Source organism: Flavobacterium sp. UBA2787, assembly GCA_002352205.1.
Classification (GTDB): Bacteria; Bacteroidota; Bacteroidia; order Flavobacteriales; family Flavobacteriaceae; genus Flavobacterium.
In genome coordinates this window covers 179,815-204,072 of record DEHZ01000004.1, presented here as the reverse complement: position 1 = coordinate 204,072, position 24,258 = coordinate 179,815, and the positions used below count along the sequence as shown (strand labels likewise).

Annotated in this window: 19 protein-coding genes; 11 read left to right on the top strand and 8 right to left on the bottom strand. The window is 32.9% G+C overall.

What is annotated here, in order from left to right; translation table 11 throughout:
* Window positions 1–28: 28 nt before the first annotated feature.
* The 10 genes from B4N66_RS03770 (at window position 29) to B4N66_RS03725 (ending at window position 17,237) form a co-directional block, all read left to right on the top strand.
* Window positions 29–2,773, top strand: coding sequence for a helix-turn-helix and ligand-binding sensor domain-containing protein (locus B4N66_RS03770; RefSeq protein WP_291092454.1), 2,745 nt, complete (start codon window positions 29–31; stop codon window positions 2,771–2,773).
* A 255-nt stretch (window positions 2,774–3,028) separates the two neighbouring features.
* Complete coding sequence (locus B4N66_RS03765) at window positions 3,029–5,998, top strand: SusC/RagA family TonB-linked outer membrane protein (RefSeq protein WP_291092452.1); 2,970 nt, start codon at window positions 3,029–3,031, stop codon at window positions 5,996–5,998.
* 24 nt (window positions 5,999–6,022) lie between these two features.
* Entirely contained in the window at window positions 6,023–7,468 is a 1,446-nt protein-coding gene (locus B4N66_RS03760) for a RagB/SusD family nutrient uptake outer membrane protein (RefSeq protein ID WP_291092451.1), read from the top strand.
* A 44-nt stretch (window positions 7,469–7,512) separates the two neighbouring features.
* Window positions 7,513–8,421: a LamG-like jellyroll fold domain-containing protein gene (locus tag B4N66_RS03755; RefSeq protein WP_291092450.1), complete on the top strand. Its 909-nt coding sequence runs from the start codon at window positions 7,513–7,515 to the stop codon at window positions 8,419–8,421.
* Between the two features lie 83 nt (window positions 8,422–8,504).
* On the top strand, window positions 8,505–9,887 hold the full coding sequence (locus tag B4N66_RS03750; protein WP_291092448.1) for a glucoamylase family protein: 1,383 nt from the start codon (window positions 8,505–8,507) through the stop codon (window positions 9,885–9,887).
* Between the two features lie 11 nt (window positions 9,888–9,898).
* Window positions 9,899–10,597 carry a prolyl oligopeptidase family serine peptidase gene (locus B4N66_RS03745; protein ID WP_291092447.1) on the top strand — a complete coding sequence of 233 codons (699 nt, stop codon included), beginning with the start codon at window positions 9,899–9,901 and terminating at the stop codon, window positions 10,595–10,597.
* A gap of 4 nt (window positions 10,598–10,601) precedes the next feature.
* Window positions 10,602–12,899 carry a beta-glucosidase BglX gene (bglX, locus tag B4N66_RS03740; RefSeq protein ID WP_291092446.1) on the top strand — a complete coding sequence of 766 codons (2,298 nt, stop codon included), beginning with the start codon at window positions 10,602–10,604 and terminating at the stop codon, window positions 12,897–12,899.
* Window positions 12,900–12,963: 64 nt separating this feature from the next.
* Window positions 12,964–14,721, top strand: coding sequence for a family 43 glycosylhydrolase (locus B4N66_RS03735; protein WP_291092444.1), 1,758 nt, complete (start codon window positions 12,964–12,966; stop codon window positions 14,719–14,721).
* 174 nt (window positions 14,722–14,895) lie between these two features.
* Window positions 14,896–16,656: an MFS transporter gene (locus tag B4N66_RS03730; protein WP_291092442.1), complete on the top strand. Its 1,761-nt coding sequence runs from the start codon at window positions 14,896–14,898 to the stop codon at window positions 16,654–16,656.
* A gap of 158 nt (window positions 16,657–16,814) precedes the next feature.
* On the top strand, window positions 16,815–17,237 hold the full coding sequence (locus B4N66_RS03725; protein WP_291092441.1) for a lipocalin family protein: 423 nt from the start codon (window positions 16,815–16,817) through the stop codon (window positions 17,235–17,237).
* 88 nt (window positions 17,238–17,325) lie between these two features.
* Here B4N66_RS03725 and B4N66_RS03720 read toward each other — a convergent pair whose 3' ends face one another.
* From B4N66_RS03720 to B4N66_RS03695, 6 genes are all read right to left on the bottom strand, one after another.
* Window positions 17,326–17,601, bottom strand: a complete 276-nt coding sequence (locus B4N66_RS03720) for a hypothetical protein (protein WP_291092439.1) — start codon at window positions 17,599–17,601, stop codon at window positions 17,326–17,328.
* Between the two features lie 80 nt (window positions 17,602–17,681).
* Window positions 17,682–18,671, bottom strand: a complete 990-nt coding sequence (locus tag B4N66_RS03715) for a hypothetical protein (RefSeq protein WP_291092437.1) — start codon at window positions 18,669–18,671, stop codon at window positions 17,682–17,684.
* A gap of 289 nt (window positions 18,672–18,960) precedes the next feature.
* A complete protein-coding gene (gene creD, locus B4N66_RS03710; protein WP_291092436.1) occupies window positions 18,961–20,304 on the bottom strand; it encodes a cell envelope integrity protein CreD in 1,344 nt (447 codons plus the stop codon).
* Window positions 20,305–20,340: 36 nt separating this feature from the next.
* On the bottom strand, window positions 20,341–21,003 hold the full coding sequence (locus B4N66_RS03705) for a DUF1361 domain-containing protein (RefSeq protein WP_291092435.1): 663 nt from the start codon (window positions 21,001–21,003) through the stop codon (window positions 20,341–20,343).
* 45 nt (window positions 21,004–21,048) lie between these two features.
* On the bottom strand, window positions 21,049–21,345 hold the full coding sequence (locus B4N66_RS03700; protein WP_291092433.1) for a winged helix-turn-helix domain-containing protein: 297 nt from the start codon (window positions 21,343–21,345) through the stop codon (window positions 21,049–21,051).
* Between the two features lie 134 nt (window positions 21,346–21,479).
* On the bottom strand, window positions 21,480–22,103 hold the full coding sequence (locus B4N66_RS03695) for a hypothetical protein (RefSeq protein WP_291092432.1): 624 nt from the start codon (window positions 22,101–22,103) through the stop codon (window positions 21,480–21,482).
* 76 nt (window positions 22,104–22,179) lie between these two features.
* Here B4N66_RS03695 and B4N66_RS03690 point away from each other — a divergent pair, with 76 nt between their 5' ends.
* Window positions 22,180–22,527 (top strand): DUF1801 domain-containing protein, encoded by a 348-nt coding sequence (locus B4N66_RS03690; protein WP_291092430.1) that lies wholly within the window; start codon window positions 22,180–22,182, stop codon window positions 22,525–22,527.
* Here the strand turns inward: B4N66_RS03690 and B4N66_RS03685 are convergent.
* Complete coding sequence (locus tag B4N66_RS03685) at window positions 22,524–23,351, bottom strand: hypothetical protein (RefSeq protein WP_291092428.1); 828 nt, start codon at window positions 23,349–23,351, stop codon at window positions 22,524–22,526. The two genes, B4N66_RS03690 and B4N66_RS03685, sit on opposite strands and share 4 nt — an antisense overlap.
* A 39-nt stretch (window positions 23,352–23,390) precedes the next feature.
* A complete protein-coding gene (gene kdsA / locus B4N66_RS03680; RefSeq protein ID WP_291092427.1) occupies window positions 23,391–24,209 on the bottom strand; it encodes a 3-deoxy-8-phosphooctulonate synthase in 819 nt (272 codons plus the stop codon).
* Between the last annotated feature and the right edge of the window lie 49 nt (window positions 24,210–24,258).

Sequence of the window (24,258 nt, the reverse complement as noted above, 5' to 3'; positions counted from 1 at the left end):
TTACATTTGAGAAATAATAGCTACTTGCATGAAATTTAGATTTCAGTATTTGTTTTTTCTTTTCTTTTCTTTGAATGTATTTTCTCAGGAACTTCTACCGTTTGTTGAAAATTTCACCAAGTTAAATTACAATGGTGACAATCAGGTTTGGAGCGTTACGCAAGGAAGTGATAATGCAATGTATTTTGCAAATAATCATTATTTTTTACGATATAATGGCGTAAAGTGGGACAAATATATTTTACCAAACAAAACCATCATACGATCTGTTTTTTCTGATGGAAACCGAATTTACAGCGGTTCTTACACCGAATTTGGTTATTGGGAAAGAGAAAAAGGCGAAATGATTTATCATTCATTATCAAAAGGAAAAAACCTTTTTAGCGGTTATTCTAATAATGAGGAAATCTGGAAAATCGTAAAATTTCAGGGGAAAATTTACTTTCAATCCTTCAATGAATTATTTGTTTATGATGGAAAAAATATCGAAAAAATTAGAATTCCATTTCAAATTTCCTATTGTTTTGTAATTGATGATAAAATGTATTTGGCGACCGTAAAAAACGGAATTTACGAATTTCGAAATAAGTCATTTGCAAAAGTTGAGCAATGGAAATTACTCGAAAACAACGTTGTTCATTCCATCGATAAAAGTCAAAATCAACTGTATTTCTTTACCCAAAAAAGCGGTGTTTTTATTCAAAAAAACAATCAATTAGTAGCTTGGAATAGTTCGCTGAATGACATTCTTAAAAATGAAATTATCATTACAGCAAAATTCATTGATGAGAAACGATTAGCCATCGGAACAGCTTTTAGGGGATTATATTTGGTTGATATTGAGGGAAATACTTTTAGAAATATTAGTCGAAATAATTCGCTCAAAAACAATTCCGTGCTCAGCATTGGTTTTGATAAGGAAAATGATATTTGGTTGGGATTGGATAACGGAATTTCACACATCGAAATTAATTCGCCATATTCTATTTTCTCAGATAATACAGGTGTTTTGGGTTCTGTTTATTCGGTTTCTTTTACGGATAATGGTTATCTATTAGGTTCCAATCACGGTGTTTTTAATTATAAAGATAAGAAATTAGAAGTCATCCCAAATTCTCAAGGTCAAGTTTGGGACATTCAAAAAATTGATAATCAGTTTGTTATAGGTCATAATGATGGAACATTTGTTTATGACGGAAATCAATTGATTAAAAAAAACCAAGTCAGCGGCGGTTGGAAAATTCTAAAAAGTGATTTGGACAGAAAGATATACCAAGCTAATTATTCAGGGATTGTTATGTATAATATTCCAACGGATTATAGTGATTATCAAATCGTTCAAAATTTGACCAAACCAATCAAAAACATTGTACAAATTAAGCCACTCGAAATTTGGGCGGTTGATAATTATAGGAGTTTATATCGAATAAAATTCAAACCGGATTTCAAACTTGATAAAATTGAAAACATTACGCAAAAGAATAAAATTGAAAATGATTTTGAAGTAAAATTGTTTCAGTTTAAAAGTGAAATTTTATTTTTTATAGACACAACTTGGTATCAATACAATTCTTTAACGGACAAACTTGTTAAAAATGAATTGTTTAATTCGAATTTTTCTTCAATTTCAGAAATTGTTCCAATTGATGATGAAAATTTTATCGTTTTGAAAGATAAATTTCTCTATGTAATTCATCAAATTGAAGATAAATTTATTTGGGAATTGATTCCGGAAAAATATTACGAAGGAAAAATTATCAATCAAGACACAAAAGTCTTCAGAGATAATAATCAACTGATTATGAATTTAGATGATGGTTTTTTTACATTCCAACTTAAGAATTCAAAAATAAAAAATCAAAATGTTACTATTGAAGCCTTCAGCCAAGGAGAAAATATTCAAAAAAACGCTACAGTAAAACATAATAAATCAGTTGAAATAAATGTTATTTCTGAATATTTCGGATACAATCGTGCGGGTTTATTTTATCAGTTAAATGATTCTAAAGATTATTTGCCCATTCAAAATGGAAACCTAGTTTTAAATAATTTATCAAGTGGCATTCAAAAATTAGCAATTTTTCATTACGATGGCGAACAATTTAATTTAATTTCAAAATTTAATTTCTTTGTAGCCAAGCCTTGGTATCTTTCAGTTTGGATGATTTTAGTGTACATTTTATTTATTTCAATATTATTTTTTCTTTATTATCGATGGAATACAGTTCGGTACCAAGAAAAATTAAAATTGAAAGAAGAAGAATTAAAACATCAAAAAGAAATCCTTCAAATAGAGTTGGAAGCTGAAAACAAATTGAAATTACAAGAATATGAAAAGCATATTTTGGAAATTCAAGTACAAACGAAGGCTTCCGAAGTAGCCGGAAAATCATTATCCATAGCCAAACAATCGGAGATGATTGAATCGATTAAGCGTATTTTGGAAACAGAGTCCGATTTAAATCAATTAAAAAATAAAATTAATAAATCAATTAAAGTTAATGCCATCAACAAAAAGGAATGGGAAAATTTTGAGAAAAACATCTTTCAAAGCCACGAAGAATTTGTTCATCGTTTAACTAAAAAATACCCTAATCTTACTTCAAAAGACATCAAGCTCTGCATTTATTTAAAAATGAATTTGTCTTCAAAAGAAATTGCTCCGTTGATGAATATTTCTTATCGCGGAGTTGAGCTTCATCGTTACCGATTACGAAAAAAATTGGATTTAAACTCTGATGAAAATTTATCTAACTTTATGATTAATTTATAAAAGTTAGGATAGAATTATTCTTTATTCAGTATTTAATTTAATTTTTTGATGATAATTAACACATCAAAACTACATCAAACTGCTTTTTTTACGATGTATTGATGTTATTAATTTAATATTACAAAAATTTGTAAATCAATATTTTATATATTTTTTAATAAGTTTTGATGTAGTAGTGTAGTGAAATATTATAAGTTACTACAACGTTTTAGTTGCTATCTTTACAACACTAACACAAATAAACTTTCATCTATTATGACAAGGTATATTTTTATACTCGTTGCATTAACTTTTCAATCCTTATTACAAGCACAGGAAATTTCGGGTAAAGTTACAGATACAAATGGAATGCCATTACCTGATGTAATTGTATTAGTTTTAGAAACACAAGAAAATACAGTAACCAATTTCGATGGTGACTTTACTGTAAAAGCATCACCGGGAGACGAGATTCAATTCTCTATGTTAAGTTTTGAAAAGAAAACAGTTTCCGCAAGTCAAGGAATGGTCGTTGCCTTAGCAGACGATAAAAATCAAAATCTGGATGAAGTAGTGGTTGTAGGTTATGGAACAAAAAAAGCAGGTTCAATTACTGGTTCAGTTTCACAAATCAAATCTGCAGATATTCTTAAAACGCCGGCTCAATCCGCTGTTCAGTCTATTCAAGGTAGAGCTGCGGGGATTAATATTGTTACTAATGATGAACCTGGTGCAAATCCTTCCATTCGAATTAGAGGTCTAGGAACTTTATTGGGAGGAAGAGATCCATTATATGTTATAGATGGTATAGAAGCATCCAGTTTAAATGGCTTGAGTCCTAACGAAATTGAAACAATGGATATTTTGAAAGATGCCTCTTCCTTAGCTATCTATGGTCAAAAAGGATCAAATGGAGTGGTTGTTATTTCGACAAAAAAAGGTAAAAAAGGAACGATGAAAGTAAATTTTGATTCGTATTACGGACAAAAATTTATTCAAAGAGAGGTTGAAATGTCTGATTCTTATCGTTTTGCCTATTACAACAATACAGCTCAAGGTTCTTCTTCATATTTTAATTTTGATCAACCGTATGATACGAATTGGTTAGATGAGATTACCAATACAGGTGAAGTAATGAGTAATCATATTTCAGTTTCAGGTGGTAGCGAAAATGCAAACTATTATTTTGGAGCTACGAATTATAAAGAAAAGGGAATTTTGAATGGTACTCAATTTGAAAGAACAAACATTAACTCAAGAAATGAATTTAAACTTTTAAATGACCGATTAAAAATTTCGCAAGCAGTTAATATTTCTATTGTTGGAAATACACCAAAACCATTAAGTGCTTTCACTAATGCATATAAGCAATCACCCATTGTGCCGGTTCGATTTGATAACGGTCGATGGGGAGTACCGTTAAGAAATCCGGAAACTGGACTCATTGACATAAATGGTAGTGACCGCTTTAACAATGTTGGGAACCCAGTTTCACAACTTTTCTACACCAATGAAAAAAATAAAAATTTAACTCTTTTTGGTTCAGTTGGTGCCGAATTGAAAATTTTAGATGAATTAAAATTTACCTCTAATTTTGGAGCCACTTTTGACTGGTCTAAAGGATATAGTTTTACACCAAGTCGAGAAATTTGGCTTTCTCAAAATGCGACTTTAGGAATTGAAGATTATTCACCGAATGCTCCAATCAATATTTTACAACAACGTAGAGGAGATTCTTATCGTTGGAATTGGGATAATTTTTTAACCTACCAAAAAGTATTTGACAAACATGAAGTGACCGTTACAGCCGGTATGTCTAGAACAACATCCAATATATCCGAAAATTTAAATGGAACACGTTGGAATGTTCCCGTACAATCAAATTATTGGTCGTTAGATCTTTCATCTTATAACGAAGAAACGGCTCCAGGTGCTGTGGTTTCAAATCTTCGACAAACTCCTTTAGTATCATTGGCCTATTTTGGAAGAGTAGATTATGAATTTGACGGTAAATACCTTTTTACAGCATCACTTAGAAGAGAAGGAATTAGTGCTTTTCAAGATTCTAAAAGATGGGGGAATTTTCCAGCAGTTTCAGCAGGTTGGGTAATTTCTAATGAAAATTTTATGCAAAATTCAAAAATTTTGAATTACTTGAAATTAAGAGGTGGTTATGGTGAAGTAGGAAATGGAAATACTTTAAACGCATTAAATATTCCGGTATTTGCAGCAGGATTTAATTATGCTTTTGGAGCCGATCAGACTATTTATCCGGGAAGTAATCAACCTTATCAAGTAGATCCGAATTTAACATGGGAAACTATGAAAGAGATTGATTTTGGTCTTGATTTTAAAACTTTAAATAATAAATTATCCGGTGCTTTGGATGTTTATGATCGAAAATCAGAAAATGTAATTCTTCCGGTTACATTACCAACTGTTCTCTCTCCTGATCGAGTAACCGTTAACACAGGGGATGTTAGTAATAAAGGTGTAGAGTTTTCTCTACGTTGGGATGATAGTATAAACGATAACCTCAGATATTGGGTTTCAGGAAACATATCCTATAACAAAAATGAACTAACTAGTGTCAGCAATGCTTTTTTTGCCGATTATATTGGTGGAAGTATTAACAACGGTCAATGGACAAAACAAGTGTTAGTTGGCGAAGCTTTAGGAAGCTTTTATGTGTATGAAGTTACAGGTATTGATGGAGATGGAGCTTTTACATACAGCGATGAACGTGTAGTTGCAGGTTCTTATTTACCAACTTATACTTACGGATTAAGCCTTGGCGGTAATTACAGAAATGTTGATTTTTCAGTTGATACATACGGAGTTGGTGGAAATAAATTGTATAACGGTAAAAAAGCACAACGTTTTGGAGGAGAAAATGTAGAATTTGATGTATTGGAAAACTTCTGGTCTCCTTCCAATCCAAATGCCGAAAATCCACTTCCGTTTAATACCATCCCTATTTCTTCAACCTATTATATTGAAGATGGAGCTTTCTTTAGAATTAATAATATCACAGTTGGATATACATTTCCAAAGTTTTATGAAAAAATAGATAGAGTTCGTCTTTATGTAACGGCAATTAACCCGTTTATTTTCACAAAATTTACTGGATATTCTCCTGAATTAGCGGGAGGAAATAACGCCGATCCCTTAGGTAATTCAGGTATCGAATTAGACGCTTATCCAACCAATAAATCATTTTTATTAGGACTTAATGTTAGTTTTTAAAAAAATATAACCATGAATCGCACTATGAAATTCAATATAATAAGCCTTTTATTCATCTCAATCTTCGTTTTATCATGTGAAGATGATTTAGATGTAGAACCTAATAATGCTCAAACGGAATTTGATTTTTTGAATAATCCGGATAATGCTGTTCAATTAGTAAATGGTGTTTATAATAAATTATTAGATTACAATATGTATTCATTTCCTTGGATTGGAATAACCAGTATTACATCGGATGATGCTGATAAAGGTTCAACTCCTACCGACACAGGAACAGATAAACATAAAATGGATAATCTAACTTTTTCTGCTGTAGATGTTTCATTTAATGATGTTTGGAGAGGTCGATATGACGGAATCTACAGAGCAAATAACGCATTGTATTATCTCGAATTATTGACGATTGATCCGGTCTTAAAAAATAGATTAATTGGAGAAGTTAAATTTCTAAGAGCTTTGTTTTACTTCGATTTAGTCCGATGTTTTGGTGGAGTACCAATTATTGTTGAAAAAATTGACATCAATGATTCAGAAACAATCAATCAAGTTGTATTTATTCGAAAATCAAAACAAGAAGTTTATGCTCAAATTGAGTTGGATTTAGCTGATGCCATTGAAAAACTTCCCCTAAGAGGACAATATTCACCCAATGATTTAGGTCGTGCTACAAAAGGAGCTGCTCAAGCTTTATTAGCAAAAGCCTATTTATATCAACAAAAATGGCAAGAATCCTATGATATGTCAGGTGAAGTCATTACTTCCGGTCAATATGCTTTGCTAGCTGATTACGCACATGTTTGGCGAGAAATTGGTGAAAACCAGTCTGAATCAATCTTTGAAGTTCAAGCGACATTAACAAAAGGAATTCGTGATTATACAAATGTTCAAGGACCAAGAGGAACGCCCGATTTAGGTTGGGGTTTCAATACTCCATCGGTAAATCTAGTAAATTCCTATTTGCCGGGAGATGTGAGAAAAGAGGCCACAGTAATTTTTGTCCCGTCGGTGTTATGGGATGGATTTGTTGCCCCTAATACGTGGAATAATCCTAGGTATAATTACAAAGCCTACCATAGTAGTTTAGCAGAATCTTGGAATGATGATAAAGGTGAAACAGCCAAAAATCTCAGAATTCTCAAATACAGCGATATTCTTTTGATACGAGCAGAAGCAGGTTTTCAAATCGGAATGACAAGCGAAGCTCAAGATAGAATCAATGAAATCAGACTTAGAACAGGTTTAGATCCTGTTGACTCGGTAACACTTGAATCCATTTTAAACGAAAGACGTTGGGAAATGGCAATGGAGCACGACCGTTGGTTTGATATCGTTCGAACAGGAACAGCATCAAGTGCTATGGCCGCAGATGGAAAAACATTCATCATAGGGACGCACGAATTATTCCCAATTCCAAATGATCAAATTATTGCTAGTGGAGGTTTGTTAACTCAAAATCCCGGTTATTAAAAATAAATTAACCTTTAATATTAAACATTTAAACAATTATTATTATGAAAACAATTAAATTAACTATGAAAACAATCGCGATGCTGTTTATTGGAGCATCTATTATTTCCTGTGGAGATGACGATTCAGGTCCATCATTACCGCCAATCGGTGGTTATAATAATGCAGATGAAGTAGCAGCAAGTGCCTTAAAAGCGTATTGGCCTCTTGATGGAAACGGAATTGAGAGTATTTCTAGTACTGCACCATCTTCTATTGTAGCAACAACCTACGTTACAGGAATTAAAGGACAAGGCGCAAGTTTTAACGAAGGATACTTAGCATATCCATCAATTGCGGCTTTGAGTGCAACTTCTGGAAGTGCATCTATAAGCTGTTGGGCTAAAATTACTAATACAAGATTAACACCAGAAAGTGATAGTCATATTTCTCCAATCTTTTCATTAACTAGATCTAATGAACCTTTTGGAAATTTAAATTTAATCGGTGAAACTCATGGATTAACATCAAGTGATTCAATCCAATTAAAAGGAATTTTCCGAATTAAAAAAGAAGACGGAACAGATTTCGGTGGAGATGCAGTAAATGTATTGAAACAAGAAGATTGGATGGATGCAACTCATAGTTGGAATGCAAACAAAATTGGAGGTCAATGGGCACATATTGTATATGTGTATGATGGTCCTTCTGCAACAAATAGATTGTATGTAAATGGTGTAAAAATTTCCAATTCTGCTTGGGAAGTTAGAAATGGAGGAGATGCATTTTTGTTGAATCACTTTACACCTACAAGACCAGTTATTGGAGCTTTAGAAACTGTAGTGGCCGGAACTAATGTTGATGCTTGGAATAAAGCATTAAAAGGTCAAGTTGACGAAGTAAGATTTTATGATAAAACATTAACACAAGCTGAAATTGGAGCTTTATACGAGCTTGAAAAAGCAGGAAGATAAATTGTTTTCATTCGGAAAACCTAACAGGATTTATTCTGTTAGGTTTTTTTTTCAATCATTTTACAACTAAATACCACAAATCCATGCATAATCTACTTAGAATCTTAATTATACTACAATTTTTTATCATTTCATGCTCATGTTCAAAAAATAATGATGACGTGGTTGTTGAAGAAGATGATGTTGTACTCGTTCCTCCCATGACTGATCAAGAAATTTTAGATTTAGCTCAAAGAGATGCTTTTAAATATTTCTGGAATTATGCCGAAGTGAATTCAAAATTAGCACGCGAACGTTATCACGTGGAAGAGTCTCATGTAGATGCTAATTTAGTAGCAACTGGTGGTTCAGGTTTTGGATTAATGACTATTTTGGTAGGGATTGAAAGAGGATTTGTAACTAGAGGTGAAGCCGTCGGACGTTTGCAAACTGCATTGACTTTTCTTGAAAATGCAGATAGATTTCATGGTGCTTGGAGCCATTGGATAAACGGAGCAAACGGAAATACTATACCTTTTGGAACGATTGATAATGGTGGAGATATTGTGGAAACTTCTTTTATGTGTCAAGCTTTAATTTGCATTCGCGAATATTTTAAAGATGGCTCAGAGGAAGAACAAGCATTAGCTCAAAAAGCAGATGATCTTTGGAAAGGTGTTGAATGGGATTGGTACACAAAAGGAGAAAATGCAATGTATTGGCATTGGTCTCCGGATTACGAATGGCAATTGAATTTTAAATTAGAAGGTTACAACGAATGTTTGATTACCTACATTATGGGAGCTTCATCGCCAACACATCCAATTCCAAATGAAGCATATCATCAAGCTTGGGCAAGAAATGGAAACATTGTGACTTCGGCTTCAAATTATGGTATTCCAAAAATATTTAATTACAACGGAGCTTCGATTGTAGGTCCTATGTTTTGGTCACACTATTCCTATTTAGGATTAGATCCTCGCGGATTAACGGACCAATATGCTAATTATTGGGAACTTACTCAAAACCATACAAAAATTATGCATGCTTACTGCGTAGCAAATCCAGGGAACTTTGATGGCTATAGCGATGAATGTTGGGGATTAACTGCTGGTTATACCCGAAATTCGAATGGTACAGTTGGATATACAGACCATAAACCCGGAAATGACAGAGGAGTGATTACACCAACAGCTGCTTTATCTTCATTTCCCTACACACCGGAAGAATCAATGAAAGCATTGCGATACTTTTATGAAAACCCGGAATGGAAAGACCGTTTGATTGGAGTTGCCGGGCCTTACGATGCATTTTCGCCTCATCACAATTGGTATACAAAACGTTATCTTGCCATCGATCAAGGAACGATTGTTCCTATGATTGAAAACCATAGAACCGGATTTTTATGGAATTTGTTTATGCAAGCACCTGAAGTTCGTACTGGACTTCAAAACTTAGGATTTTCGTCAAGTCAACACGGATTTTAAATTTTTATCGTATGAAAAAGCTACTTCTTTTAATTTTACTAGTATTTTTTCCTTTTGAATTTTTTTCACAAGAATTAAAAGGAAACTTTTCTACCGAAATTAAAAAGCAAGTTTCATATGGATACATTCTTCATAAACCCGAAAAAGTTAAGTCGAAAAAACCACTTATTATTTTTTTACACGGTTCAGGCGAGAAAGGAACTGATTTAGAAAAAGTAAAATCACACGGACCATTAAAGTACATTCAAAATAATTCAATTGATGCTTTTATTTTAGCTCCACAATGTCCTGAAAATGAGTATTGGGAGTCAGAATCTTTACATCAATTAATTCAAAAAATAGTTAAAGAAAATCAGATTGATACAAATCGAATTTACCTCACCGGATTAAGCATGGGAGCTTGGGGAGCTTGGAATTTAGCCTTTGCTCATCCTGAAACTTTTGCCGCTTTAGTCCCAATTTGTGGTTTTGTAGATCGAGTTCCGATGATTGAAAATTGCAAAATTGCAAACATTCCAACCCGAATTTTTCATGGGTTAGTAGATGATGTAGTGGATGTAAATTATTCTATCACCATTTACAAAAAATTAAAAGGCTGTTCAAAAGATTTAGAATTAACAATTTTTGATGACGCCAATCACGACAGTTGGACCAGAGTTTACAATAACGCTGCAATTTACGAATGGATGTTCCAACAGATTAAAAAATAGAAACATGAAATTAATACAATCAATAGTCCTAACACTCCTTATATCAACCTCATTATTTGCTCAAAAAGGAAATAAAACCAAAGCTCCTGTTTCTAAATCGGAGTTTATCGAAGATTTACTTTCCAAAATGACGTTAGATGAAAAAATAGGGCAATTAAACTTACCCACCTCTGGCGATATTACAACCGGTCAAGCCAACAGTTCCAATGTAGCTAAAAATATCGAAGAAGGAAAAGTTGGAGGATTATTTAATATAAAAACAGCTTCCAAAATCAGAGAAGTTCAAAAAATAGCTGTTGAAAAAAGCAGATTAAAAATTCCATTACTTTTTGGAATGGATGTTATTCACGGATACGAAACCACCTTTCCAATTCCACTAGGATTATCAAGTACTTGGAACATGCCTTTAATTGAACGCAGTGCTCAAATTGCCGCCAAAGAAGCCAGTGCAGACGGAATTAATTGGACGTTTTCGCCCATGGTTGATATTTCCCGCGACCCTCGTTGGGGAAGAGTTTCAGAAGGTTCCGGAGAAGATGCCTATTTGGGAAGCCAAATTGCTAAAGCGATGGTGAAAGGCTATCAAGGAAATGATTTGTCACTAAACAATACCATTTTAGCATGCGTAAAACATTTTGCTTTGTACGGTGCTCCTGAAGCTGGTCGAGATTATAATACCGTAGACATGAGTAGAATTCGAATGTATAACGAATATTTCCCTCCATACAAAGCTGCTGTGGATGCAGGAGTTGGTTCGGTGATGGCTTCGTTTAACGAAATTGACGGAATTCCGGCCACGGGAAACAAATGGTTAATGACCGATGTACTTCGTAAACAATGGAAATTCAACGGTTTTGTTGTGACAGATTACACCGGAATTCCGGAAATGACCGATCACGGAATGGGTGATTTGCAAACCGTTTCAGCTTTAGCATTAAACGCAGGAATTGAATTAGACATGGTAGGTGAAGGATTTTTATCCACTTTAAAAAAATCGGTTGACGAAGGAAAAGTAACTGTTCAACAAATTGATAATGCTGTTCGTTTAATTTTAGGAGCAAAATACGATTTGGGTTTATTTGAAGATCCTTACCGTTACTGTGATTTAAAACGTAATAAAACAGATATTTTCACACAAGCTCATCGTTCAGAAGCAAGGAAAACCGCTGCAGAATCCTTCGTTTTACTAAAAAATGAAAAAGAAATTTTGCCTTTAAAAAAATCGGGAACAATCGCTGTAATTGGTCCACTCGGAAATAATTCAGTAAATATGCCGGGAACTTGGAGTGTTGCTACTAAACACGAAAGTGCTGTTTCATTGACCAAAGGAATGCAAGAAATTTTAGGTAAATCAGCCAAAGTAATTTATGCAAAAGGAAGTAATTTGGTTGCTGATGCTGCTTATGAAGAAAGAGCAACTATGTTCGGAAAAACATTAAACCGCGACAATCGAACCAAAGAAGAATTGCTAAATGAAGCTTTGCAAGTTGCTGCTCAAGCCGATGTGATTATAGCTGCGATTGGCGAATCATCTGAAATGAGTGGTGAATCAAGTAGTCGAACCGAATTAGGTATCCCAGATGTTCAAAAAGAATTATTAGATGCTCTTTTAAAAACAGGAAAACCGGTTGTTTTGGTTTTATTCACAGGAAGACCTTTGGTTATGGTGGAAGAAGAGCAAAAAGTTTCAACCATTTTAAATGTTTGGTTTCCGGGCACAGAAGCAGGTTATGCGATTACAGATGTATTGTTTGGGGATGAAAATCCATCCGGAAAATTAACAGCAACTTTTCCAAGAAGTGTCGGACAAATTCCAATTTTTTACAATCATAAAAACACCGGAAGACCTTTAGGAAATAAAGAAGGAAAGTTTGAAAAATTTAAAACAACTTACATAGACGAGCGTAATGAACCTTTATATCCGTTTGGATATGGATTGAGTTATACTACTTTTTTCTATTCTAATTTAAAAATTTCGGATACTAAAATGTCTCCTGCCGGTAAAATTATTGCTTCTGTTGAAGTTACCAATACCGGAAATTATGACGGAAAAGAAGTAGTTCAACTTTACATTCGCGATATTGTTGGTTCTGTAACAAGACCGGTAAAAGAATTGAAAGGTTTCCAAAAAATACTTTTGAAAAAAGGGGAGAAGCAAACCATTTCCTTTGAAATTACCGAAGAAGATTTAAAATTTTATAATTACGATTTAGAATTTGTAGCCGAACCGGGAATGTTCGACGTTTTCATCGGAACAAATTCAAATACTACCGAAAAAGTACAATTTGAGTTAGTTAAATAATTGAGTTTTTGTTTACTTGAAAACCCTTTGAGCTTTTCAAAGGGTTTTTTTTAAATTTTTAAATATGAAAAACCTATATATCATATTATTTTTTTTGATGGGAATAACTTCTGCGTTTTCCCAACAAAAAACCTATTGTAATCCAATTAGTATTGATTACGGATATTGTCCAATTCCAAATTTTGTTACGCAAGGAAAACACAGAGCTACTGCCGATCCGGTAATTACATTTTTCAAAGGAAAGTATTATCTTTTTTCAACCAATCAATGGGGTTATTGGCACAGCGATGATATGCTGAATTGGGAATTTGTTTCTCGAAAATTTCTTCGTCCGGAACATAAAGTGTATGACGAATTATGTGCTCCTTCTTTGTCATTTGTCAATGATACGTTGTTAGTAATTGGTTCAACACACTCAAAAGAATTTCCGTTGTGGATGAGTAAAAATCCGGAAATTGATGATTGGAAAGAATTGGTTCACAAACATCAAGCAGGAGCTTGGGATCCACAAATTTTTTGGGATCAGGAAAAAGATGAGGTGTATATGTATTACGGTTCCAGTAATTTATATCCGTTATATGGATTGAAATTAAATAGAAAAACTTTTCAACCCGAAGGCGAACCCGTTCCTGTTTTAGCATTAAATGATGATGAACATGGTTGGGAACGATTTGGCGAGAACAACGATAACACCTTTTTGCAACCTTTTACCGAAGGTGCTTTTATGACCAAACACAACAATAAATATTATTTGCAATACGGAGCTCCGGGAACTGAATTCAGTGGATATGCTGATGGTGTGTATGTGGGAAACAATCCACTTGGACCTTTCAAATACCAACCACATAATCCATTTTCCTATAAGCCGGGCGGATTTGCAAGAGGAGCAGGGCATGGCGGAACGTATCAAGACAATAACAATCAATATTGGCACGTTTCCACGATTGGAATCTGTGTGAAAAATAATTTCGAACGCCGTATCGGAATCTGGCCATCCGGTTTTGATGAGGATGGTGTGATGTATAGTAATACGGCATACGGTGACTATCCAACTTATTTACCATCTCAAAATAAAAATCACTTAAACGAACATTTTTCAGGTTGGATGTTGCTCAATTACAATAAACCGGTACAAGTTTCTTCAACTTTAGGCGGATTTCAAGCAAATTTTGCCGTGAATGAAGATATTAAAACGTATTGGAGTGCTAAAACAGCCAATAAAGGCGAATTTATCATTTCTGATTTAGGCGAAATGAGCACTGTGAACGCCATACAAATCAATTATGCCGATCAAGATGCTGAATTAATGGGAAAACCTGAGAAAACTAACGGTCATAAATACATTTTATATGCTTCCAACGATGGTAAAAATTGGAAAATTATTGTTGATAAAAGTAAAAGCACCAAAGATGTTCCGCACGAATACATTGAATTTCAAACTCCAGTAAAAGCAAGGTTTTTAAAATTGGAAAACTACGGAATGCCAACCGGAAAATTTGCATTAAGTGGATTCAGAGCCTTCGGAAAAGGTTCAGGAGAGAAACCAAAGGATGTTCAAAATTTTGTACCCTTACGTTCTGCTCCAAAAATTAAAGGTGAAAGACGAAATGTTTGGTTCAAGTGGCAACAAGAACCTGCGGCAGATGGTTACGTAATTTACTTTGGAAAATCGCCGGACAAATTATACGGTTCCATTATGGTTTATGGCAAAAATGAATATTATTTTAATGGTTTAGATCGTTCGGATGTTTATTATTTCCAAATTGAAGCATTTAATAACAATGGAATCGGACCCAGAAGTGAAATCAAAAAAGCAGAATAAATACGATTCAATTCCGACTTTTTTTAAACACTTTTTCGTTAATAACTATTTGTGAACATTAACCAATTTAATAGAGCTTCAATGTATATTTAAAATGTTTTCAAAAGCTACTATTTAATAATCAAATTTAACCATTTAAAATTTCTCATAACTAACCTTTTAACTAAACAAATAATGAGTCAAGAAATTACAAAAACGAATTATCCTGCTCTTTACACCCTGATTACAGTGTTTTTCTTTTGGGGATTTATAGCTGCCGGAAACAGTATTTTTATTCCATTTTGCAAAAGTTATTTTTCATTAGATCAATTTCAATCGCAGTTGGTCGATTTTGCATTTTACACAGCTTATTATTTAGGAGCTCTGTTTCTATTTGCTTTTGGAGCCTTAAACGGTAAAGATTTAGTGAGTAAATGGGGTTATAAAAGAAGTATTGTTTATGGTTTATTGTTTTCGGCCTTAGGTGCAGGAGCAATGATTTTAGCAGTTCAGGCAAATGTTTATGCCGGAATGTTAGTAGGATTGTTCATCGTTGCATTAGGTTTCTCCTTACAACAAACAGCTGCTAATCCGTTTGCCATTTTGCTTGGCGACCCAAAAACGGGTACAAGCAGAGTGAATTTAGGAGGTGGAATCAATTCTTTTGGAACAACAATCGGCCCGCTAATCGTGGCATTTGCATTATTTGGTTCAGCTGCTTCTGTGAGTGATGATCAAATAAAAAGTTTAGGATTAGATAAAGTTATTTTATTATACGTTGGTGTTGGGGTATTATTTTTAGTAGCAGCAGCATTATTCTTTTTTTCTAAAAAAGTTCCTGATGGTATTTCTAACGAACCGATGGAGAAAGCGAATAAAGCTTTAACAACATTAGTAGTTATGACCGGATTGCTGGCTATTTGTTTTGCTCCTGTTTTTTCAAGTTATAAAAGCGAAGAAGCTATAAAAATTGATGCATTACAAATTGAATTGTCTACTTTAAAATCTCAGATTTCAACTGATGATACTACAGCGGATTATGAAACACTAATAGCAAATAAAAATGCTGAAATAGAAACCTTAAAACATCCATTAGAAAAAGAAAGAATGTATTGGCTTTCCGGAGCATTACTTGTGATTGTTGGTGGTTTACTTTTTGCGAATAAAAGTGCTCAAAAGAAAAGTGACGGCTGGGGAGCAATGCAATATCCTCAATTGGTATTGGGAATGTTAGCCATTTTCACTTACGTGGGTGTGGAAGTTGCCGTGGGAAGTAATTTAGGAGAATTACTTAGTTTAAAAGAGTTCGGAGGATTACAGTCGTCTGAAATTGCACCTTATATTTCGATGTATTGGGGAAGTTTAATGATTGGCCGCTGGGCTGGAGCTATCGCTGTTTTTGATTTAAAAGGAATAAAGAAAACCATCGCTTTAATTGTTATTCCCTTGATTGCTTTTGCTGTTATCTTGATTGTAAATATTATTGCAGACAAAGATATGTCGCCTTTATATTATTATGTTTTCTGTGTATTTATTCAAATTATTGCCTTTTTTATCTGTAAAGACAAACCCGCAAGAACATTAACCGTTTTTGGTTTAATGGGAATAATAGCAATGGTAATCGGTTTAACTACTGATGGAATGGTTGCTATTTATGCATTTTTAGCTGGTGGTTTGGCATGTAGCATTATGTGGCCGGCTATTTTCAGTTTATCGGTAATTGGTTTAGGAAAATATACGGCTCAAGGTTCAGCTTTCTTAGTAATGATGATTTTAGGAGGTGGAATTATTCCGCCATTACAAGGTAAATTATCGGATATAATTGGTATTCATAATTCGTATATTATTCCGGTTTTATGTTTTGGATACCTTACTTTGTTTGCCATATTAGTAAAAGGTATTTTGAAAAAACAAGGAATAAATGTGGATGAAATTGAAGCAGAAGGAAGCCACTAACAAATTTTGAATTTTAGAAACCAGACCCGGCAAGTGATTGCCGGGTTTTTGCATTTTTGGCTTTTGGACCGTAATTGTATAAACCTTACTCATAATTCTGTAACAAGCACCTTCTCTTACTCAACTACCTTTACACCTAACAATAAAATAAACAAATTATGAAAAATCGAAGTCTATTATTCGCCTTTGCAGTAACTATCGGATTATTTGCCACTTCATGTAGTGATGACGATAACGAAGGAGAAACACTATTACCTGTAGTAGGTAAATGGAATGTATCAAAAGTAGGTTCAATAATTTCCGGACAAGAAGTTTTATTTGATTATCCACATAATGAAGAAGGTTGTGATAAAGATTATCTAGATCTTAAAATTGACAACGATGTGAATCAAGGAGAATATGATTCTACAACTACTCCATGCGACTTGATTACAGAAACCGGAACCTATTCAAGATCACACAATAATTTAACAACAATTATTGATGGTGTATCAAAAACACAAGATATTATGAATCTTACGCTTTCAGAATTAAAAGTTAAAGATGCTGCCGGTATTATTACCGTGTATGAAAAAGATTAATTCTTAAAAGTAAATGAAAGTCCTACACGTTATGGACTGAATGCAAAAACGGAAACACTTTGAGTAGTTGTTTCCGTTTTTTTTTGTTTCAATTTTTATTTACATAATGTCCTGTTTCGCCGTTTTCAATATTTTTTAGAATAAGTTTATGGCCAAAGCAGAAAACAATTTTTGCTTCTGCATTTTTTCCTTTTATGATTCTGTTATTAATTTCAATATTACTTTGATTTAACCAATCACCAATATACATTCCATTTGAATATTTCCATTCTTGGTTTTTGATGTATTGAGCGGAGTTATAGTATATAAAGAAAGTAACTATTCCAACAAATATAAGTAAAATGAAAAAGAATAGTTTTTTCATATGTTCATTTTTAATTTTTTTGAAATTAATATTATTAAATTGTGAAGTGTATAAAAGGATTCTAAGCTAGACTGAAAGGTTTAACTCAATAAAATATTTGAAAGTTCTTGAGATCGGAATCTAATCAATTCTTTAAATGAATTATTATTTTCTTCTATTTCATTGATGTATTTTTCTATTTCATGAATTTTATATTCAAGCAAATTTGAATAACCAACCGCCCGGCAACTACTGTAATTAATTTGATCTATAATTTTAATATTTCTTTGAAGAGTGGCTTGAAAAAAGACTTCATCAATTTTAAAATTTTGAGAAATAAAAAAAAGAATCTGTTCAGTACATTCAATAATTCTAATTAATGGATGTGGATGACTTTTTCTTTTATAATAAATTGTTTTAAAATCTTTCCCCGAAAATTCGATTATGAGACTAGAAATTGTAAATAATGAAATTGTAATTAAATTAAATAATAAAACTGGATTAATTGGATATTGTTTATTCCATATGTATGTTAGCAAATCAGTTGTACTCATAGAAACTCCAAAATGATCCGCATCTAACTCATAAACATGATTCTTAATATTAAAGGAATTTACATCTGAATATTCTTCTTGTAGATGTTGATTTTTTTGGTCTGTTGAATCTAACATTTGCATTATATGTGCAAATTCATGATAAAAAAGGTATGATATACAAAATTCAGAAAAAAGAATTATTAAATCTTTTTTTTCTTCTTTATTCATTGTTAAAATTGCAATGTTTTCATAACTAAAAATTTCAATACAATCTAAAACTATTGTCTCTAATTTATCAATTAGACCTGAATTAAAAATTATTACACCATTGTTTTTTTTCACAATAGCTTTAGCATTAAATATATGGCTATATTGAACAGAAAAATGGATATTAATGTTAATTTTACTTTGAATATTTTCACAAAAGTCGATACATTGATTGATTAATTTTACAGCAAAGTCTTCATTATTAAAAATATAAAATTCAGACTCTTTGACTAAGTCAAGTTCTGGAAAAGAAAGTTTAATTAAGTCAGTGTGTTGACAATAATTCATTCTGTAAGATTAAGTAAGTATTAATTAAAAATAAATAATTGAAATATAAGAAAGAGTATGCTTCTGTATTTTTATTCTCTCAAATATAAAAAAATTAACAATCCCATTCCTCCCAACTTATCAACAAAACAAAAAACCACTAAGAAATCAACCTCACCAAGCAAGCTCAATGAACCATACTTTCTTAATGGTTTATTTCATCTCGCAAAGCCGCAAAGTCGGAAAGTAAAAGTTAACCCTTTGCGTCTCTGCGTCTTTGCGAGAAAATTAAAAAACTTTACGAGAAAACTCAATTCCCCGCTCCCCAATCAATCTTTCTGGAAAAATACATCACGGCAGCTAAAATCAAGAACAATCCAATGCTACCCACCAACAACGCATAATCTTCCATTTGAATTATCACAAAAATAAACGTGTATAAAAACGTTAGCGAAATTCCGATGAACGCCGGAAACTTTTTGTTCTTTAAAATCGAGATGGAGTAGAGTGAAATCAACACAATTACCGAAGCTCCGGCAAACACATAAGCCAACGTGAAACTACTGTGTTCTGTAATCGAAATCAGCAATGTATAAAACATTATCAACGCCAATCCAATCATCGAATATTGAAAAATATGAATGTTGATTTTACTAATGCTTTGAATGAGGAAAAAAATTAAAAACGTCAATCCAATGACCAAAAATCCATACTTCGAAGCTCGTTCGTTTTGTTGGTATTCATCTACAGTTGTAATAAAATCGACACCAAAAGCATGCAGTTTCACATTTGGTAATGTTTCGAAGGATTGTTGTGGAAATGGTCTGTTGAGGTGCAAAACTTCCCATTCGGCTTCAAACCCTTTGGCTGTAATTACTTTATTTTTATCATTTGGTAAAAAATTCCCGGAAAAACTCGGCGATGGCCAGTTGGATTTCATTTTTGCCGAAGTAGTTTTACCAATCGGAGCAAAATGAATCATCTTACTTCCGTTGTAATTGATGTTAAAAGTGAAGATTTGCTTTTTGTTTTGCTGAAGCGATTGTAGATTCACCAAACCGGTTTCTAATGTGGACATCGAATCATTTTGCTTGTTTTGCGTTGGTTCAAAACGATAAACCGAATCGCCCAATTTTAAATTCACTTGACTTTTGATGCTTTTCAAATTCGTTGTGCGAATCATTATTGTGGCTTTGTCCCACATAATATTCTCATCCGCAATCGAATTGATTTTGAAGTTCGGAAAAACATAACTTCCCGAAAAATCCATTTGAGCATTAAACACATTCGACTTATACAAACTGCGTTGCAACGGTTTGACCATCGTGACATCGGTAGTATTTTTTAGTTCTTCCGGGAAGAAATAGGCCAGTTTGGTTTCGGTGACATATTTTTTTACTTGTACGTTGGTTTTGCCATCATATTCAATTACTTCGCTGGTGTGTTTGTATGGAATTTTCAAAATCGGACCATAAAAGTAAATTTCTTCGCCCCATTTTTCAGAAGTTTCGGAGACGACTTCTTTTTGGCGAATGGAACGTTCTTCAATAAGACTTTTCACAAATTGAAGAGGAATCAATAAAATGAGCGTTAAAAAGCCAACCATAATGATTTTTGCGGTGTTGGACTGAAAGAAATTGGTTTGTTTTTCCATGATTTTTGATTTTTAGATTATTTGATTGTTTGATTTTTAGATTGTTGGATTTTTAGAGATAAAGGATGAAGTAGCGAAGTACAAAACCAATAAAAATGTGCCAAATCCTAATGTGAAATTTTGAACATCTCGCATGAAAAGACAATCCACACAAGAAGCAAACAAGTCAATTGGATTGGATAATAAATCCCAACTGTTGAATCGCAAAAAGCGTCCGAGGTAAATGCCAAAAGCGGTTAGGTAAATAATGCTAAACAACATGATCCGACTTTGAATTTTGGAATAATGAAGTTGAATAATTTTTTCGATGGTTCGGATAGAAAATAATCCTAAAGCAAATCCGGTTATGGAGAAGGAGGAAACCAACACCAAATCAAACCAAAACGGAACGTCCGGAAATTTGTTGAGGTGTACAAAATCGGTTAATAAATAAAAAGAATTCGGTAAAAAAAGTAACCAAACTAAAAGCGTTCCGATTCTTAAAAATCTCCTTTCCTGAAAAGTAACTGACATAAAAAGAAAGAATGAAATTAAGTAGGGGATGAAGGCGAGAAATAAGTTCCAAATTAAAAAGAAGAAGAAAACGCTTTGTGTCACTTTTGCTCTAATTAATAATAATAGAAAGCAGAAAAGAGTTAGCGTAGCAAATACAATCACTTCATTTTTTCTGATGCTTTGGTAGTAAATTAGTTTTTTCATTTGTAAAGTACTTTGTTTTTCAAAGTTAAAATGTAAAAAAATAGATTAGTTTTTTTTGATTAATTTCTCAAGGGCTTCAATGTGTTCTTGAAAGGCTTTTTTTCCAAGTTTTGTGGCTTTGTAGCTGGTGTTGGGTTTCTTACCAATGAATTGTTTTTCAATGGCGATGTATTCTTCAGATTCTAAAGCTTTTGCGTGCGAGGCAAGATTACCGTCTGTTGCACCCAATAATTCTTTCAATGTGTTAAAATCGGCACTTTCATTCACCATCAAAATCGACATGATGCCCAGTCGGATCCGATGGTCAAAGGCTTTGTTTATATTTTGTATGATGTTTTTCATTTTGCAAAGGAAAGGAATTACTATTTTTTATTGGAACACAGATGAATAAAATTTGAAAATTATTATATTGAAAAGAATCTAATTATCTAAAAATCGGATAATCAAACAATCTAAAAATCGAACAATCCAATAATCTATCCTCTTTCATATTTAAAATACATAATACTACCATACAAAATGTGACAAACGCCAAAACCTAATGCCCAAAATAATAAACCATAGCCTAAAAACCAAGTAGAAAGTAAACCTAAAATAATAAAAGTTAATCCTAAATAGCGAACACCTCCTATTGTATATTTACTTGCATTTACACAAGCTAATCCATAAAAGATTAAGGTAAGCGGTGCAACTAAACCTAACATTTCTTTTTCAATAAGAAATATAATAAAAAAACCTCCTGTAGCTAATGGAATTAAAAAATTGATCACTAATCGTCTTGCGGTGCTGTTCCAAATGGTTTCGTTGTTCTTTTTTGCTTTTTGAATGCTTAATAGGATTCCGGTTAATAAAGAGAGTAAAGCTACAGATAAAGCAATCACTAATAGTCGTATAACAGCTTCTTCTGAAATCACTAAATTCTTGTATGCTCCCATTGTAGAAGTATCAAAGTAAATCGTTTTATAAGCCAAATATGCACCAATTAATGCATAGGTTCCGGCTAAAATTCCAGATAGTCCGCTCAGCGATAAAAAACGTGAGGAACGGTTCATCAAATTTTTGATTTCAGAAAGGTCGTTGAGGTATTTCTCGTTTTCCATTTTTAAAGTACTTTGAGATGCAAAGTAAATTATAATTTTATTTACAACCAAACAATTTTTAAATTATTTTTGAAAAATGAAACCAGCTGAAGAATATATTTTAAATCAACCCGAATTATACAAAGAAATAATTCTGAATTTGCAAGTGATTATTGAAAAGGAGCTACCAAATGCAGTTTTGTTATTTAAATGGAAAATCCCATATTATTATCTGAACGATAAACCATTTTGCTTCATAAATGCAAGTCACAAAGGCAAATTTGTTGATTTAGCTTTTAATAAAGGCTATCAACTTCAAAATCATACAGATTATTTAGTAGGTGAAAAACGAAATACCTTTAAATCATTACGTTACTTTTCACTTGATGAAATTGATGTTACTATCCTAAAAGAAATTATTTCAGAAGCATATTCACTTCATTAAATTCTAAAAATTCCACCAACGACCAAAATCTTCTGAAAAAACCAAAAATCTTGTTCGGCTCTATCAGCTATATCATTAGTAGTTCTAATGTCGTTCATGTTGATGTAACCACCTTTTAATTCGCCTTGAATAAAGAAATACTTTAAAAAAGTAATATTCAATCCTGCTTTTGCAGAAAGGCCATAACCGGAAACATGAAATTCGTCATGACGATCTTTATCAAAAAGTTTTGTATTTGTTTTTGGGTATAAAAATCCTCCGCCAAGACCTTCTGTTAAATTAATTTGAAGCAAATCGGTATTGTTAATGCTAAACCAATTTGAAATATCATCAACTCTTGCGATTTCGGAATTCACATAATTTAAACCATCGGTATGTTCAAATGTTAAGAAATCTTCAGTCAACAAAACTTGTCCGTTTGGCAATGCTTCTCCAAAATTTCCTTGATTAGGATATGAACCTGAAAAATCAACTGCTCTGTCTTGATACATCACATATTTCATGTGGTCAAAACCTACTGATATGTTGTATTTGTCTGTTATAAAATAACCAATTCTCAAATTAGTTTGTGGAATAGTCATTCTACACGGATTGATATAATCAACATGCCAACCTTTAGGTTTGTCGTGAGCAGAAACATCATATAAAGTAAAATCATAATCAGCCCCTTTAAAACGGATATCTGATTTTGAAAAAGTTTCTCGATTTCCACCCCAATAAAGATAGAATTTTCCTTTGTTGTGGGCTGTGTATTTTTCAGGAGTTGCCAAAACGTCTTGGGCTGATATGTGTTGAAAAAAGGCACAAAAAAAGAGCACAATCATTAGCGATTTATTTTTCACTGGATTGCTGGATGATATGGATTAAAATTGATTAATGGTTTTTCTTATGGCAACTAATTTGGTCATTAAATTTTCAAAATAATCAAGGTGAAGCATGTTGGCTCCATCACTTTTGGCATTGGCCGGATCAAAATGTGTTTCAATAAAAATTCCATCTACACCGGTCACAATTCCTGCCTTTGCGATGGTTTCAATCATATCCGGACGACCACCTGTGACACCAGACATTTGGTTGGGTTGTTGTAAAGAATGTGTTACATCCAAAACGGTTGTCGCAAATTGTTTCATGGTTGGAATACCTCTGAAATCAACGATCATATCTTGATAGCCAAACATGGTTCCGCGATCGGTGACCATTACATTTTCATTTTGGCAATCTAATACTTTTTGAACAGCGTGTTTCATACTTTCAGGACTCATAAATTGTCCTTTTTTCAGATTTACTGTTTTACCTGTATTTGCTGCAGCTACCACTAAATCAGTCTGACGAACTAAAAATGCCGGAATTTGTAAAACATCAACATATTCAGCAGCCATTGCCGCATCTTCATTGGTGTGAATATCTGTTACAGTTGGAATTCCGAAAGTTTGTGAAACTTTTTGTAAGATTTTTAAAGCATTTTCATCTCCAATTCCCGAAAAACTGTCGATTCTGGAACGGTTTGCCTTTTTAAAAGAGCCTTTGAATACGTATGGGATTTCTAATTTATCAGTAATTTCTACCAAACGCTCGGCAATTCTAAGAGCCATTTCTTCGCCTTCAATGGCACAAGGACCAGCCAAAACAAAGAAGTTTCCGCTGTTAGTATGATTAATTTGAGGTATTTTAGTAATATCCATAGTCGATTTTTAAAGAGCGAAAATACAAATAATTTGATTTGATTCTGTA